The 15,044-nt window shown below is 64.0% G+C and carries 18 protein-coding genes; 4 read left to right on the top strand and 14 right to left on the bottom strand.

The annotated features are described in order from the left end of the window. Positions 1-247: 247 nt before the first annotated feature. Positions 248-370 (top strand): hypothetical protein, encoded by a 123-nt coding sequence (locus ACEQXV_RS17180; protein WP_370251020.1) that lies wholly within the window; start codon positions 248-250, stop codon positions 368-370. Positions 371-581: 211 nt separating this feature from the next. Here ACEQXV_RS17180 and ACEQXV_RS17175 read toward each other — a convergent pair whose 3' ends face one another. After that, positions 582-1,034, bottom strand: coding sequence for an iron-sulfur cluster assembly scaffold protein (locus ACEQXV_RS17175; protein WP_370251021.1), 453 nt, complete (start codon positions 1,032-1,034; stop codon positions 582-584). 67 nt (positions 1,035-1,101) lie between these two features. Here ACEQXV_RS17175 and hisI point away from each other — a divergent pair, with 67 nt between their 5' ends. Beyond that, complete coding sequence (gene hisI / locus ACEQXV_RS17170) at positions 1,102-1,461, top strand: phosphoribosyl-AMP cyclohydrolase (RefSeq protein WP_370251022.1); 360 nt, start codon at positions 1,102-1,104, stop codon at positions 1,459-1,461. Positions 1,462-1,565: 104 nt separating this feature from the next. Here hisI and gluQRS read toward each other — a convergent pair whose 3' ends face one another. The 10 genes from gluQRS to gyrA form a co-directional block, all read right to left on the bottom strand. After that, on the bottom strand, positions 1,566-2,426 hold the full coding sequence (gluQRS, locus tag ACEQXV_RS17165) for a tRNA glutamyl-Q(34) synthetase GluQRS (RefSeq protein ID WP_370270182.1): 861 nt from the start codon (positions 2,424-2,426) through the stop codon (positions 1,566-1,568). 8 nt (positions 2,427-2,434) lie between these two features. Beyond that, on the bottom strand, positions 2,435-3,802 hold the full coding sequence (gene trmFO / locus ACEQXV_RS17160) for a methylenetetrahydrofolate--tRNA-(uracil(54)-C(5))-methyltransferase (FADH(2)-oxidizing) TrmFO (RefSeq protein WP_370270179.1): 1,368 nt from the start codon (positions 3,800-3,802) through the stop codon (positions 2,435-2,437). A 48-nt stretch (positions 3,803-3,850) separates the two neighbouring features. Beyond that, positions 3,851-4,243: a hypothetical protein gene (locus tag ACEQXV_RS17155; RefSeq protein WP_370251672.1), complete on the bottom strand. Its 393-nt coding sequence runs from the start codon at positions 4,241-4,243 to the stop codon at positions 3,851-3,853. Positions 4,244-4,360: 117 nt separating this feature from the next. Then, positions 4,361-5,230 (bottom strand): LysR family transcriptional regulator, encoded by an 870-nt coding sequence (locus tag ACEQXV_RS17150; protein ID WP_370270178.1) that lies wholly within the window; start codon positions 5,228-5,230, stop codon positions 4,361-4,363. Between the two features lie 160 nt (positions 5,231-5,390). Then, positions 5,391-5,819, bottom strand: coding sequence for a hypothetical protein (locus ACEQXV_RS17145; protein ID WP_370251670.1), 429 nt, complete (start codon positions 5,817-5,819; stop codon positions 5,391-5,393). A 312-nt stretch (positions 5,820-6,131) separates the two neighbouring features. Next, the gene (locus ACEQXV_RS17140) at positions 6,132-6,755 is read right to left on the bottom strand and encodes a hypothetical protein (RefSeq protein WP_370251668.1); all 624 of its coding nucleotides are present in this window, start codon (positions 6,753-6,755) and stop codon (positions 6,132-6,134) included. A gap of 233 nt (positions 6,756-6,988) precedes the next feature. Next, on the bottom strand, positions 6,989-7,384 hold the full coding sequence (locus tag ACEQXV_RS17135) for a DoxX family protein (RefSeq protein ID WP_370251667.1): 396 nt from the start codon (positions 7,382-7,384) through the stop codon (positions 6,989-6,991). 126 nt (positions 7,385-7,510) lie between these two features. Next, positions 7,511-7,906, bottom strand: a complete 396-nt coding sequence (locus ACEQXV_RS17130) for a VOC family protein (RefSeq protein ID WP_370251666.1) — start codon at positions 7,904-7,906, stop codon at positions 7,511-7,513. Beyond that, a complete protein-coding gene (locus ACEQXV_RS17125) occupies positions 7,903-8,142 on the bottom strand; it encodes a hypothetical protein (protein WP_370251665.1) in 240 nt (79 codons plus the stop codon). The genes ACEQXV_RS17130 and ACEQXV_RS17125 overlap by 4 nt, the downstream gene beginning before the upstream one ends. Next, a complete protein-coding gene (gene gyrA, locus ACEQXV_RS17120) occupies positions 8,135-10,873 on the bottom strand; it encodes a DNA gyrase subunit A (protein ID WP_370251663.1) in 2,739 nt (912 codons plus the stop codon). Before gyrA ends, ACEQXV_RS17125 begins: the two co-directional genes overlap by 8 nt. A gap of 194 nt (positions 10,874-11,067) precedes the next feature. Between gyrA and ACEQXV_RS17115 the strand changes: the two genes are divergently transcribed. Beyond that, a complete protein-coding gene (locus ACEQXV_RS17115; protein WP_370251662.1) occupies positions 11,068-11,337 on the top strand; it encodes an usg protein in 270 nt (89 codons plus the stop codon). Positions 11,338-11,448: 111 nt separating this feature from the next. Here the strand turns inward: ACEQXV_RS17115 and ACEQXV_RS17110 are convergent, their stop codons facing one another. Next, positions 11,449-12,495, bottom strand: a complete 1,047-nt coding sequence (locus ACEQXV_RS17110) for an ornithine cyclodeaminase (RefSeq protein WP_370270181.1) — start codon at positions 12,493-12,495, stop codon at positions 11,449-11,451. Positions 12,496-12,500: 5 nt separating this feature from the next. Continuing rightward, positions 12,501-13,430 (bottom strand): arginase, encoded by a 930-nt coding sequence (gene rocF, locus ACEQXV_RS17105; protein ID WP_370270177.1) that lies wholly within the window; start codon positions 13,428-13,430, stop codon positions 12,501-12,503. A 120-nt stretch (positions 13,431-13,550) separates the two neighbouring features. Between rocF and ACEQXV_RS17100 the strand changes: the two genes are divergently transcribed. After that, positions 13,551-13,982: an Lrp/AsnC family transcriptional regulator gene (locus ACEQXV_RS17100; protein ID WP_370251674.1), complete on the top strand. Its 432-nt coding sequence runs from the start codon at positions 13,551-13,553 to the stop codon at positions 13,980-13,982. Here the strand turns inward: ACEQXV_RS17100 and ACEQXV_RS17095 are convergent. Continuing rightward, positions 13,983-15,044 (bottom strand): DbpA RNA binding domain-containing protein (locus tag ACEQXV_RS17095; RefSeq protein WP_370270175.1); only part of this gene is annotated, 1,062 nt, incomplete at its 5' end. It abuts the gene before it with no gap.

Here is a 15,044-nt window from a genome sequence, read left to right as displayed (position 1 = left end):
TCTGGAACGCGACCCCGACCTGAGCAGCCCGCGCGGCCAGTCGGCGCGTGTTCTGCTGTGGCTGATGGAGCAGGACAAGGCCATCGGCCTGATCTCGGTTGGCTAACGAAAGTTAATAACCGATTAACTATCATTAATCATTGGGCCGGTTTTGTTCTCTAATGTTCTCATTTAGTTCTTGATTTTGGGGCGCGGATATGAGAACAAAGCGTTAACACCGCTTCTCGTTGTTCAGGAAACCGAAACCATGATTGCCCAGATCCGCCAGGTCCTTCACAGCTCCCGCGACTCGCTGCTCTATGATTTTGCCGGTGTTCTGGCGATCGGTGTCATGACCATGGGGGCGTTGCACCTGCCCGGCCTGATCTGAGATCACCCTCTTCTGCCTGCGGTCGTTCATCCGATTGGCGTTATTGCTGCGGGGGTCATCCCCAACCCGCCTCCGCCTGCTCTCTGCCTCTTGGGGCCCCGGACCTGCCTGCCCGGATCGCCCCGCCAACCGGACCCCAGACGCCGCATTCCTGCCGCCGCCTCCGTGCCCCGGAGCGCGGCGGTTTTTTTTGTCTCCGGATCGCGAAAGATCAGGCGCAGGCTTCGGCTTCGGCCTGGGCCATGGCTTCGACCGTTGCCTCGAAGGCCAGCATGATCGAGGCGTGGCGGTTCTTGTAGTCGCGGGCGGGTTCCAGCACTTCGTAGCCGGTGAAGGGGGGCAGGGGCGGAGGCGCGCCGTCCTTGAGCATGGCACGCAGCTGGTCGCGCCCGGCCTCGACCTCGGACCGGCTGCGGCCAAGGATATTGGCAGCCATCAGCGCGGCGGAGGCCTGGCCAAGGGCGCAGGCCTTCACATCCTGCCCGAAGCGGGTAATGCGGCCCGCCTCCATGTCGAGATCGACTGTCACGGTCGATCCGCAAAGCGGCGCGCGCTTGCGCACGCTGGCCTGGGGGGCGTCGAGCCGGTCGGTCAGAGGAATATCCGCCGCCAGCGCAAGAATGCGCTGCGAGTAGAGCTTGATCAGGTCGTTATCGGTGCTCATGGGCTTTCCCCCGGGTCTTGTCCCCTATAGGTAGCGGTCATGGCTTGAATTGCAAAGGGTGCGCGACATGGCATTCGATCCCGCGACACTGACTTTTTCCGCTGACGGGCTGGTGCCGTGCATCGCGCAGGACGCGGATGCAGGCGAGGTCCTGATGATGGCCTGGATGAATGCCGAGGCCGTGGCCCGCACGCTTGAGACGGGCCGCGTGACCTACTGGTCGCGCTCGCGCCAGGCCTTCTGGATCAAGGGGGAGAGCTCTGGCCATGTGCAGGAGCTGGTGGAGCTGCGGGTCGATTGCGACCGCGACTGCCTGCTGGCGCTGGTGCGCCAGACCGGCCCGGCCTGCCACACCAACCGACGCAGCTGTTTCTACACCGCCCTTCGGGACGGGGACGAGGTGGAGATCCTGACGCCCATGGTCTGACGGCGGCTGGTGTGGCCTCTGTCGGATGCCTCCGGCGGGGATATTTTCGGAACAATGAAGGGGCGGGCGCGCGTTAAGGTTAACGGCGACGCGGTCGGATTTCGTTAAAGATCGACCAGGGCGCGGATGTCCTCAGCCGAGAGCCCTGCCGCGCGGTAGCTGCGGATGGCGCGCGCATCGTCGCGCTTGGCCAGGCGCTTGCCCGCGTCGTCCCGGATCAGCCGGTGGTGGTGATAGACGGGGGTCGGAAGGCCAAGAAGGGCCTGAAGCAGGACGTGGATCGGCGTGGCTTCGAACAGGTCTTCCCCACGCAGCACATGGGTGATGCCCTGCGCGGCGTCGTCGATCACCACGGACAGGTGGTAGGAGGTGGAGAAGTCGCGCCGCGCGAGGACCACGTCGCCGATCCGGGTGAGAAACTGACCCGCGTCTGGCGCATGGCGGCCCAGGTGGCTGGGGCCGGTTTCCTCGAAGATGATGGTCCCGCTCAGCGCTGCAAGAGCGGCTTTCATGTCGAGCCGCAGGTGCTGATCCTTCGGGCGCGGGCTGCCGGGCGCGGGCCGGAGGTTGCGGCAGGTGCCGGGATAGACCGGGCCGTCGGGTCCAAGGGCAGGGGCCGCGCCTTCCTGCGGGGCGCTCATGGCTTGGGCAATGTCGCGGCGGCTGCAGGTGCAGGGGTAGAGCAGCCCGTGTGCCCAGAGCGTGTCGAGTGCGGCATCGTAGGCGGCCATACGATCGGATTGGCGCATCACCGGCCCATCCCAGGCAAGGCCAAGCCAGGCCAGGTCTTCCTTTATCAGGGCCTCCCATTCGGGGCGCGCACGGCTTTGGTCGATATCCTCGATCCGCAGCAGGAACTCGCCCCCTTTTGCCCGGGCCATGTCATGGGCAAGCATGGCCGAGTAGGCGTGCCCCAGGTGCAGGGGGCCAGTGGGCGAAGGGGCGAAACGGGTGCGGAAGGTCACGGCAGGGCTCAGCCGCTGGCGCACTGGTCTTGAGCGACGCCGGTTTGCGAGAGCCAGTCGCGCCAGGCAGCCTTGGCCCGGTCGGTATAACCCTTGTAGCGTGCCTTGCGGTTCTTGCGCCCGCCCTTGAGGTCGATGGGAGGGAATAGGCCAAAATTCACGTTCATGGGCTGGAAAGTCTTGGCCTCGGCCCCGCCAGTGATGTGGTGGATAAGCGCGCCCATGGCGGTTTCCTGGGGCACCGGGGGCAATTCCCGACCCAACAGCTCGGCGGCGGCGAGGCGTCCTGCCAGAAGGCCCATGGCCGCCGATTCCACGTAGCCCTCGACCCCGGTGATCTGGCCTGCAAAGCGGATATGGGGCTTCGATTTCAGGCGCATCTCGTGATCGAGCAGGGTGGGAGAGTTGATGAAGGTGTTGCGGTGGATGCCGCCAAGCCGGGCGAAGCGGGCTTCTTGCAGACCGGGGATCATGCGGAACACCTCAGTCTGGGCGCCGTATTTCATCTTGGTCTGGAAGCCCACGATATTGAAGAGCGTCCCGAGCTTGTTGTCGCGGCGCAGCTGCACGACAGCATAGGGCTTTTGCTCGGGTGCATGGGGGTTGGTGAGGCCGATGGGCTTCATCGGGCCGAAGCGCAGGGTTTCGCGGCCCCGTTCGGCCATGACCTCGATGGGCAGGCACCCGTCGAAATAGCCGGCGGTCTCGCCCTCGTGGAATTCGGTCTTGTCAGCAGCCAGAAGCGCGTCGATGAACGCCTCGTAGGTGTCGCGGTCCATGGGGCAGTTGAGGTAGGCGGTGCGCTCTTCCTCGGTCTCGCCCTTGTCATAGCGCGACTGCATCCAGGCCTGGGACATGTCGATGCTGTCGGCATGCACGATGGGGGCGATGGCGTCGAAGAAGGCAAGGCTTTCCTGTCCCGCCTCGCGGGCGATGGCCGTGGCCAGCGCGCCAGAGGTCAGGGGGCCAGTTGCAATGATCGTGGGGCCGCCCTCGGGCAAGGCGGTGACTTCCTCTTCGCTGATGCTGACCAGCGGATGGTTTCGCAGGCGATCCGTCACCGATTGGGCGAAGGGGTCCCGGTCGACGGCCAGTGCGCCCCCGGCGGGAAGGCGGTGACGGTCGGCCATTTCCATGATCAACCCGTTTGCGGCCCGCATTTCCCAATGCAGCAGGCCGACGGCGTTCTGTTCGTCGTCATCCGAGCGGAAGGAATTGGAACAGACCATCTCGGCCAGGTTGCCGGTTTGGTGGGCGAAGGTGCCGACGGTGGGGCGCATTTCGTGGATGACCACGGGCACGCCGAGCGAGATGGCCTGCCAGGCGGCCTCGGACCCGGCCATGCCGCCGCCGATGATATGGATCGCTTGTGTCATGGCCCGCGATGTAGGCCAGTCACGCCGCCTTGCCAAGATGATTGACGGTCAGGTCAGCTGGCTCCACCCACGGCGGTAGAGCGCGAAGCGGCCACCGCCAAGGGCCAGGAGGGGCAGGGTGGCGATGCAGGCGGCCAGAAGCAGGTAGAGCTGAAACCGGCTGCCGATGCCGAAACCGGCAAACCAGTAGACCAGCCCGGCCGACAGGAGCGTGCCCAGAAGCGCCACGACACGGGTGCGCACGCCGAAGAGAAGCCAAACGGCCGCGAACAGGATGATCGAGCACAGCAAGGTTACCGCCGCCCATTCGACATTGTGCATGCCGTGGATTCCATGTGCCCGGGACCAGTTGCTGATCCACAGCCCGTCAAGGGCAAGCAGGAGAAAGGCCATGCTCAGAAGGAACCTGCAAAATAGCTGCGCCGCGCTCAGGATTGTCATTTCTCTGCCTCACGTCGGTTTTCGAAGAACCTGTCCTTTTAGACAAGTCTACGCCTGATCGTGAGAACGGGAATAGCCATGATCGCAAACCTGTTCTTGCAGGAATAGATTTCAATTTCAGAATGTATTGGAGGCCGGTTCCAATTCCGCCTGTTTGACCAAATTCTTGAAACAGCCGGAGACCCACTGCACGGTTCTCTGAATTGCAGGATCCGTTCTTCTAGAATTATGGTAGGCGATCCAGATATCAATCGATATCGGATCGGCCTCTGGTTCGAGAGGATAAAGATCCGGATCCGCCGCGGCCATGAAAACCGGCAGGGCGGCGGAAAGGCGTGTTGCCTTGACCAGTTGATAAAGCGACATGACCTGTGTTGCGCGCAGGCTGGGTTCATGCCCGAAATAGTCGCGCGCATAGCGCATATGCGCCATGTCTTCGGAGGCCTGTGTAAGTCCAACCCAGGCTGTCTTGCGGGTTCCGTCCTTGTGGCCGTAGAGCCGGAAGTCGATATCGCCGATGCGCTTGGTGACGAGACGGCCATGTTCGGGACGCCCGGCGCGGATCAGGATATCGACGTCATTCAACCCGCCGCCTGAGGGGCGATCATGCAGTTCGATCGAGTAATTTGGATGATTTTCAAAGGCCTCTCCGATCCTGGGGGCCAGTACCCTGTCAGTTATGAGGGGAGGCGCGCCGATCTTGAGCCGTGTCGTGGCGAGGCTTCCGGTGCGGTTCGATATCCAGTTGAGTTCGTTGGCAAGCCGCCCCTCGAAATCTTCGGTGATGCGCAGCAGTCCCTGAACCGAGGGGTTCAACTGCCAATGCCCTGCCGATTTGACGAAAACTGCCGTGCCGACCTCTGCGTTCAGTCGCTCTATGCGTCGGGAAACCGTGGCCACGTTTGTTCCCAGGATCTTGGCGGCCGAAACCATCGTTCCTGTTTTATGAACGGCTAGAAAAAACTTCAGGTCGTCCCAATTATCCAATTCACCTATCTCTTTGTTGAAAATATCCCCACTTAAGATATAAGTTAATCTATGTAAATGGTTCTTTCAATGGTGAATTTCCGGAAGAAAGTAAGGGCGGCTAAGGAATTAGCCGCCCCGTATCCACATGAAATCATTGGTATCTTTTGATTCTATCGCGTCAGCTAACTTGCTCTGCAGAATCTTCGCTGCCCGAGGTGAGGTTCAGCGCCTCGTGCACTTCGTAGAGCGTGTAGCGCCCGCCACCGTAGAGGATCAGCGGCACGGAGAAGACCGACACCAGCGTGATCTTGACCGCAAGTGCGGGATCGCCGTCCGGATTGGTCATGATCGCCGGGAGCACCAGAAGCGCCATGGCCATTGCCGCCACCATCGAGGTGCGAATGCCCAGGATCAGCCAGAAGCTCAGCACGAAGTAGAGCGCTGCCAGCGCGGCAGAGTGGTATTCCAGCCCCTGCATGTTGCCCACGACGGTCGGCACATTGCAGTCCCGCAGTTGCGGGATCAGGCCGATTGCGGCCTCGATCATCAGGGTGGCCGAGAGGCAGACCCTGAAGTTCAGGCGGAGCCATTCGGTAAGGTTATTCATCGTTTTGCCCCGAGTAAGAGTGGTTGCTCGATGGTTAGCACTCTGCGCTTGAAATACGGCAGGAGAAGGCCAAGCGGGGGGAAGGTTCGGGGAGTCTTGGCATCAAAGCCGGGGCAAATCCCCTTCTGGGGGTTGATTGTCTTCAATTTGGAAACCCGACCCGTCTTTTAGGTCAGGCTCTTGCCACATTCCGTTAGGGAAGCTTTGGCGTTTACCAGGCCCTCAAGAGGATGCGCGCCCTAAAAAAGGAAACCGCCGCGCACCCATCCCGAAGGTGCGCAGCGGTCGAGCAAGCCCCCCTGGGAGCAGTCTTCAGCAGGCGGCGGCCGTGTCCGCGAAGATGTTGTCGATCGGTGCGGGCAGGGCGGGCAGGGCACCACGGGTGCCTTTCGCCCGACGGGTCGAGAAGGCCACCTGGGGCGCCGCTTCGGCCGTGGTGGCGGGCATCTTGGCCGCCTCGGGCTGCGTCACGGCCTCGGGGCGGGCGCTGTGCGGGTGGTCGCTCCGAGCCACACGGCGCGGCGTCACCTTGCGCCGGATCGCGCTGCGCATGCGGTAGTCACGCGGTGCGTTTTCCGCGTAGGTCAGCATCAGGGCCGAAATCAACACAAGGTCACGCCAGAACGTGCCAAGTTCGTCCAGCACGCCCAGTTCAATCATTTGCAGGTAGCTGGCAAAAAGCGTCATCAGCCCAAGCACGAGGGCCGCGGGCCGCATGTAAAGCCCGATCATCACCAGGAAGGCGAGCGCAAACACCACCATCGCCGAAAGCGGCTCTGCCACATGCGCCGGCAGGACCTGGCTGGCCAGAATGGTCAGGCTGGTGCCGGGAATGAGGTTCAGCGCCACCGCAAGGAAGTAGCTGGCGATCACGATCCTCAGCAGATTTTGTGCGGTTGCATTCAGCGTGATGCGCTCGGCAGTCGGGTTTGTCATGGCCGTATCTTCTGTCAGGCGACCTTCGGTCGCTCATCGCCCCCCGGCGTTTCGGCCCCAGTGAGCCTAAACTGGTCTGTGATTGGGGCGGATTTATTCCACCTTTGAGGAAAATGCGGTGCGTTCACGCGGCACGGGGCTGGCGGAAATGCGGCAAAAAAATGAATGGCTATGAAAACAAAAGAAAAACCGCCGCAGGGAGGCGGCGGTTTTCCTTGGCAATGACAGGGCGCTCAGGCCAGGGCAGGGCGCGAGAGGCGTTCGTCAACCGACAGGGCCCCGGCACCGTGGGCCACCAGCATCAGGTAACCGCCTGCCATGGCAAGGTTCTTGAGGAACATGACCTGCTGCATGGCGTCAACGGGTGCGTGATACAGGAAGGCGGTCACGACAGAAAAGGCAGCCAGGGCAAGCGCCACAAGCCGGGTCTGGAAGCCGATCAGCAGGGCAAGGCCTGCGATGATTTCGAACAGGACGGCGGGCCAGGCCAGGAAGGCTGGCAGGCCGCCCGAGGCGAGATAGCCCGAGAAACCCTGGACATCGCCGAGCTTGCCGAAGCCCGCGACGATGAAGATGAGCGCCAGCAGGATACGGCCGGCGGGATGTGCGTAAGTTTGAAGTGCGGACATGGGATCGTTTCCTTGCGTCTGTGAGGAGTCGCCGCGTTGCCGCGGATGGCCCTTAGATGCACGGAACAAATCTGTTCCTCAATGCAGGTATGTGCGCGAAAAATCGCAGAATATGTGCGCTGATGATCAGACTTGGCGCTTTGGTTCGATCAGGTCCCACCGATTTCCATAAAGATCTCGGAACACGGCCACGGTGCCATAGGGTTCGTGCCGGGGCGCTTCTTCGAAGTGAACACCAGCGGCCGTCATCCGGGCGTGTGCGGCGGCGAAATCGGCCGTGTGGAGGACATAGCCCACGCGCCCACCTGCGTGCTGGCCGACATGCGCGGCCTGCTCGCCCACGGCGCGGGCAATCAGGAACTGGGTTTCCGCCTGTTCATCGGGGGCCATGCGCACCCACCGTTTTCCACCGCCCATGTCGCTATCTTCCAGCAGCTGCCAGCCAAGCGCCGCGCGGAACCAGTCGATGGCCTCGTCATAGTCGCGCGCAAGAAAGGCCACCAGCGCCAGCCGGGGTGTCACGGGCGCTGTTCCAGCGCCGTGGCGATGCGCGCCAAAAGGGCGTTCTGCTCGCGGATCAGCGCCTGGTGGGCGTCCTGCTGTTCGATCAGCCGGGCCTGGTTGGCGGTGACCTTCTTGGTCTCGGCGGTGTGGCGCGCCAGGTAGTCCTGGTAGCGGCCCGCCTGGTAGCGGGCCACCAGAACGAGGGCCAGGATGACCGCTCCCCCGAAGAGGAACAGCACGATCCAGTCACTCATCACCGGCGTCGTCCTCCTCGCCCTGTTCGGCAATCCAGGCGACCGACACGACCTCTTCACCGCGGGCGGTGTCGAAGACCTTGACGCCCCCGGCAGACCGCGAGCGGAACGAGATGCCATCGACGGGGCAGCGGATCGACTGGCCCTTGGACGTGGCCAGCATGATCTGGTCGCTCATCTCGACCGGGAAGCTCGCCACGAGGGCGCCGCCCCGCATGGCCTTGTCCATCGCCGCGACACCCATGCCGCCGCGCCCGCGCACCGGGTAATCGTGGCTGGAACTGAGCTTGCCGGACCCCTTGGACGTGATCGACAGGATCAGGTCTTCGGCGGCAGACATCTCGGCGTAGCGTTCGGGCGACAGGTCGCCTGCGGGCACGGTCTCTTCGTCGCTGTCCTCTGCTTCTTCCGTCACGCCCGCCATCAGTCGGCGCTGCTTGAGATAGGCGGCGCGTTCCTCGGCGCTGGCCTCGAAATGGCGGATCACGGCCATCGACACGACCTTGTCGTCGCCGGTCAGGCGGATGCCCCGGACCCCGGTGGAATCGCGCCCCTTGAAGACGCGGACATCGGTGGTGCGGAAACGGATCGCACGGCCCGAGTCGGTCATCAGCATCACGTCGTCATCCTCGGTGCAGACGCGCGCATTGACGAGGCTGACCGACCCGTCATCGGGCAGTTTCATGGCAATCTTGCCGTTCGATTTCACGTTGGTGAAATCCGACAGGGCATTGCGGCGCACATCGCCCGCCGAGGTGGCGAAAACGATCTGCAACTCGTCCCAGTGGTCCTCGTCGCGGTCGATGGGCATGATCGCGGCGATGGAGACGCCGGTCGGGATCGGCAGAATGTTGACGATGGCCTTGCCCTTCGAGGTGCGCCCGCCCTGCGGCAGACGCCATGTCTTGAGCTTGTAGACCATCCCGTCGGTGGTGAAGAACAGAAGCGGCGTATGGGTGTTGGCGACGAAGAGGTTGGTCACCACGTCGTCTTCCTTGAGCTCGCCCCCCGAAAGCCCCTTGCCGCCACGCTTTTGTGCCCGGAAATCGGCCAGAGGCGTGCGCTTGATGTAGCCGCCCGAGGTCACCGTCACGACCATGTCTTCGCGCTCGATCAGGTCCTCGTCATCCATGTCGCCGGACCAGTCGACGATCTGCGTGCGGCGTGGCACGGCGAATTGCTCGCGCACCTCGGCCAGTTCCGCGCTGATGATCGCAAGGATACGGTCGCGGCTGGCGAGGATGGCCAGGTAATCCTTGATCTTGCCCGCCAGCTCTTCCAGCTCGTCGGTGACTTCCTTCACCCCGATCTGCGTCAGGCGTTGCAGCCGCAGTTCCAGGATCGCACGGGCCTGGGTTTCCGACAGGTTATAGGTCCCGTCGTCGTTCATCGTGTGGGTCGGGTCGTCGATCAGCCGGATGTAATCGGCGATATCGGCGGCGGGCCAGCGGCGCGTCATCAGCGCCTCGCGCGCCTCGGCGGCATCGGCCGAGCGGCGGATCGTGGCGACCACCTCGTCGACATTCGACACCGCCACGGCCAGGCCGCACAGGATATGCGAGCGTTCGCGCGCCTTGCGCAGTTCATGCGCGGTGCGCCGGGCCACCACCTCTTCGCGGAAGTCGAGGAAGGCGGTCAAAAAGCCCCTCAGCGTCAGCTGCTCGGGCCGGCCGCCATTCAGCGCCAGCATGTTGCAGCCGAAGCTCGTCTGCATCTGGGTAAAGCGGAAAAGCTGGTTCAGCACCACCTCGGGCGTCGCGTCGCGCTTCAGCTCGATCACCACGCGCACGCCGATCCGGTCGGACTCGTCCTGTACGCCAGAGATGCCTTCCAGCTTCTTCTCGCGCACGAGGTCGGCGATCTTCTCGATCATCGAGGCCTTGTTGACCTGGTAGGGGATCTCGTCCAGCACGATCGCGTAGCGATCCTTGCGGATTTCCTCGACGCGTGTCTTGGCACGGATGATGACGCTGCCGCGCCCTTCCAGGTAGGCCTTGCGCGCGCCGGACCGGCCCAGGATGATCCCGCCGGTCGGGAAATCCGGGGCGGGGATATACTCCATCAGCTCTTCGCTGCTCAGATCCGCGTTCTCGATAAGCGCCTGGCAGGCATCGATCACTTCGCCGAGGTTGTGGGGCGGAATGTTGGTCGCCATGCCGACGGCAATGCCGCCAGCCCCGTTGACCAGCATGTTGGGAAAGCGCGAGGGCAGGACCGTCGGTTCCTGGTCCTTGCCGTCATAGTTGTCCTGGAAATCGACCGTGTCCTTGTCGATATCGGCCAGCATGAAGGCAGCGGGCTTGTCCATCCGCACTTCGGTATAGCGCATGGCCGCCGGGTTATCCCCGTCCATCGAGCCAAAGTTGCCCTGACCGTCCAGAAGCGGCAGCGACATCGAGAAGTCCTGCGCCATGCGCACCAGCGCGTCATAGATCGCGCTGTCTCCATGGGGGTGGTATTTTCCCATCACGTCGCCCACGGGGCGGGCCGATTTGCGGTAGGCCTTGTCGTGGCCGTTCCCGGTCTCGTGCATGGCATAGAGAATGCGCCGATGCACCGGTTTCAGCCCGTCACGCAGGTCCGGGATCGCACGGGAAATGATCACGCTCATCGCGTAGTCGATGAAGCTCGTCTTCATCTCCTCCGCGATCGAGATCTGGGGGCCGTGGGCGATCGGGGCCGCCGGGCCGTTTTCTTCCGTGTTTTCAGGGGGTTCTGGAGTGTCGGTCACGCCTGATGCTCGCTTCTGTCCGCGCGTCTATATGTTGTTGCCGGGCAGTATAGAGGGACGGGATATGGGGTGCAATGGCCATGGGTCAACGCCATTGGCACTCACGCCGATATCTGGCTAACAACCTGTTTTCGTTGATTTTTAACCCGGATATGTCAGCATCGGGCCAGTAGGAGCCAACAGGAGGCGCAGACATGGCCCAGGAAGAGACCGAGCTGATGCTGAAAGGCTACGGCCTGACGACGGCGGAAATGTTCTACCACATGCCCGATCATCCGCATGTTCTGAACACCTTTGTCTGGCAGGACTACGACCTTGCCCCGGATCACCCCCGGCTCTTCGATTTCATCGCGTTCTGGCAGGACGAAATCGAAGGACCGCTGCATTCGGTGCGCTTCGTTCACCGCAAGCTGATCCGCCCGGGCGAATGGCGCAACGTGGTGGGGGAATTCACCCTGCACTGATCCTTGACCGATCCTGAAAGACCGCCCCTTCATTGTTCCATAAATATCCCAGGGGGGTGCGGGGGGAGGATCCCCCCGCGGCTCGGCGCGCGAAGGCGCGGCGAGCCTCCCTTATCCCCTGGCACGCTCCAGCATCCCGAACAGATCGCGCGGATCGTCGGGATCGGCCAGCATGTCGAGCCGGTCGAACAGCTGTGTCCCTTCCAGCCGGTCGCGCACGTAGCGCAGCGCCGAGAAATCCTCGATGGCGAAGCCCACGGAGTCAAAAAGCGTGATCTGCCGGGCCGAGACCCGGCCTTCGGCCTCGCCCCGGATCACCTGCCACAGCTCCGTGACGGGATGATCCTCGTCCAGCTGCTGGATTTCACCCTCCACCCGCGTCTGGGCAGGGTATTCCACGAAAATGGAGGACCGGTGCAGGATCGCTGGCGCCAGTTCGGTCTTGCCGGGGCAGTCGCCCCCGATCGCGTTGATATGGACGCCTTCGCCGACCATGTTGTCGTTCAGGATGGTGGCGAATTGCTTGTCAGCGGTGCAGGTGGTGATGATCTCGGCCCCCTCGATCGCCTCCTCGGGCGTGGCGCAGGTCACGACATGCAGGCCCTGTCCGGCCAGGTTGCGCGCGGCCTTTTGCGTTGCCGCCCGGTCGATGTCGTAGAGCCGAACGGTGTCGATGCCGACGACGGCCTTCATCGCCAGCGACTGGAATTCGGACTGCGCGCCATTGCCGATCATGGCCATGGTGCGCGCGCCCTTGGGGGCGAGATGTTTGGCCACCATGGCCGAGGTCGCGGCGGTGCGGATCGCGGTCAGCACCGTCATTTCGCTCAGCAATGTCGGATAACCCGTTGCAACATCGGCCAAAAGCCCAAAGGCCGTGACGGTTTGCAGACCCGCTTTGGTGTTGGTGGGGTGCCCGTTCACGTATTTGAAGGCGTATTGTTCGCCGTCCGAGGTCGGCATCAGCTCAATGACGCCCACAGGGCTGTGTGCGGCCACGCGCGGGGTCTTGTCGAAGAGCGGCCAGCGGCGGAAATCCTCCTCGATATAGTCAGCCAGTTCCACCAGCATCCGCTCCAGCCCGATGGTGTGGATGAGCCGCATCATGTTTTCGACCGACACGAAGGGCACGTAGGCGCGGTCCGAGGCTTGGGGCAGGTGGGTCATGCGGCGAAACTCCGGGTGGGGCGGTCAAAGACGCGGCGGCCCATGAGGGACGCGGTGAGATCGACCATGAGCGAGGCAGTGCGCCCGCGCTCGTCGAGGAAGGGGTTGAGTTCCACGAGGTCGAGCGAGGTCACAAGCTCGCTGTCATGCAGGATCTCCATGACCAGATGCGCTTCGCGGAAAGTGGCGCCGCCCGGCACGGTGGTGCCCACGGCGGGCGCGATGGAGGGGTCGAGGAAATCCACGTCGAGCGAGACATGCAACAGGCCGTTCTCGGCCTCGACCCTTGCAAGGAAGTCACGCAAGGGCGCGGCGATGCCATGTTCGTCGATCGCGCGCATGTCGTGGCAGCTGATCTCGGTCGCGGCCAGCGCCTGCTTTTCCTCCAGGTCGACCGAGCGCAGGCCCAGAAGGCAGACGTTTTCCTGCGGCACCGGCGCGGGCAGGTCGGGGAAGGCTTCGAACCCGGGCAGGCCGGTAATGTAGCCCACAGGTGTCCCATGCAGGTTGCCCGACCCGCTGGTCTGGGGCGTGTGAAAATCGGAATGGGCATCGAGCCACAGCACGAATTGCGGACGGCCCTGGTCGCGGGCGTAGTCCGCCACGCCCGCGACCGTGCCGAGCGACAGGCTGTGATCACCGCCCAGGAAGATGGGAAAGCCCGCCTGCATTGCGTCGCGTGCTGCGCGCATCAGCGCCTCGGTCCAGGCGACGGTTTCGGCCAGCGCGTGCACCTTTCCCGATCCGGGCAGATCCCGCAGCGGGGCAGGGACCACGTTGCCAAGGTCGCGGGTTTCGAGCCCGAGGGCGTGGAGTTGGTCGGCCAGTCCGGCGGTGCGGAAGGCGTCAGGGCCCATCAGGCAGCCCTGGATGCGTTTGCCGCTATCCACCGGGGCACCAATCAAAAGGCAGGTCTTGGGAGTCATCTCGAGTCTGTCCTGGTTCGCGTTTTCCGATGCATAGCGCCCGGTTCGGATTGGACAGAAGGCAGCAGATTGGTCATATTGGGGATGAATTGCGCAACATGGGCGAGTAAAATGATCGAAATGGACGATATCGACCGCCGCCTTCTGTCCGCGCTTCGGCGCGATGGGCGGGCGTCGCTCTCGGATCTCGCGGGCGATCTTGGGGTGACGCGGGCGACGGTGCGCGCGCGCATGGAGCGGCTGTCAACTGCAGGTGAGATCAGGGGGTTCAGCGTGGTCACGCGCGGGGATCTCGCGCAAAGCCCGGTCCGGGCGCTGACCATGCTGGCGATCGAAGGGCCGGGGATGGACCGCATCCGACGGCAATTGTCGGGCCGGCGCGAGGTTCAGGCGGTGCATTCCACCAATGGCAAATGGGACCTGATCGTCGAACTCGGCACCGAGACGCTGGAAGCGCTCGATGCCGCCCTACGGGATATCCGCAGGCTGGAGGGCGTCAGCACCTCGGAAACCAGCCTGCTTCTGTCAACGAGCCGCTACAGCCGGGTGTGATCAACCACGCGGGCGGCGCGGAGGCTGCTCGCCGCCGCGGCGCGGGGCGGGCTTGCCGCCCGGTTTTCCGCCACGCCCCGGCTTGGGTTTGTCACCCGGACGCACGAAGCGCTTGGATGGATCAGCCGCAGCATTGCGGGCGGGCTTGTCCGCCTCGCTGCGCGGCTTGTCCGACCGGGGTTTGTCGGATCGGGGCTTGTCGGTGCGGGGCTTGCCACCGCCCTCGGGCCGGGGGCCACGGGGCTTGTCGAACCCAGCCTTGCCGCCGCCGCGCGGACCGTCACCCTTGGGCTTGCCCTTCCAGGGCTTGTCGCCGTCGCTGCGGGGCTTGCGGGGGCCGTCGCCGGTGCGGGCAGGCTTGCCACGCGGGGCATCCGCATCCCGTTTCGGCTTCGACCTGGACAGAGGCTTGACCGCTTCCTTGTCGTAGGGCTTGCGCTCGGGGGCGTCATCATGGCTGCGGCGCGGGGCGCGCGCGGGACGATCCTCGCGCGGGTCCCGGCGGGGGCGGTCGTCCCTCGGGCCGGGCTTGCCGCGCGGGCCATCGGGGCGGGGCTTACGGGGCAGGGGCGCGATATCGGGCGCGCTATCGAGGGCGCGAACGGTAACGCCGTCTTCCAGAACACCACCTTCGCCGAGCGCGGACAGGAAGCCATCGGCGCTGGCCTCGGTCAGTTCCACGAAGGTTTCGCTTTCCTGCACGCGGATCGCGCCGATGGCGGACTTGTCGAGATCGCCCGCACGGCACAGAAGCGGCAGCAGCCAGCGCGCCTCGGCATTGTCGCTGGCACCGACCGACAGGGCGAACCAGCGGCTCGGCCCGAAGGGCTTGCGCTCGCGCACCGGCTTGGCGTCGGGCGCGCCCAGTTCCTCGGGGGCCGACTGGCGGCTGCGGTAAAGGCGCAGGTAGGCTGCCGCGATGGTGGCCGGGTCATGGGCCTCCAGCAGGCGGGCGGCGAAGGCGGCTTCGTCCTCGGTCACCTCGTCGGCCCACATCGGGTCGGCCAGCAGGCGTTCCTCGTCCTTGCGCAGGATTTCCTCGGCCGAAGGCGGCACGGTCCA

The sequence above is a fragment of the Nioella sp. genome, assembly GCF_964229645.1.
Classification (GTDB): Bacteria; Pseudomonadota; Alphaproteobacteria; order Rhodobacterales; family Rhodobacteraceae; genus Nioella.
This window is presented reverse-complemented; position numbering and strand designations above follow the sequence as displayed.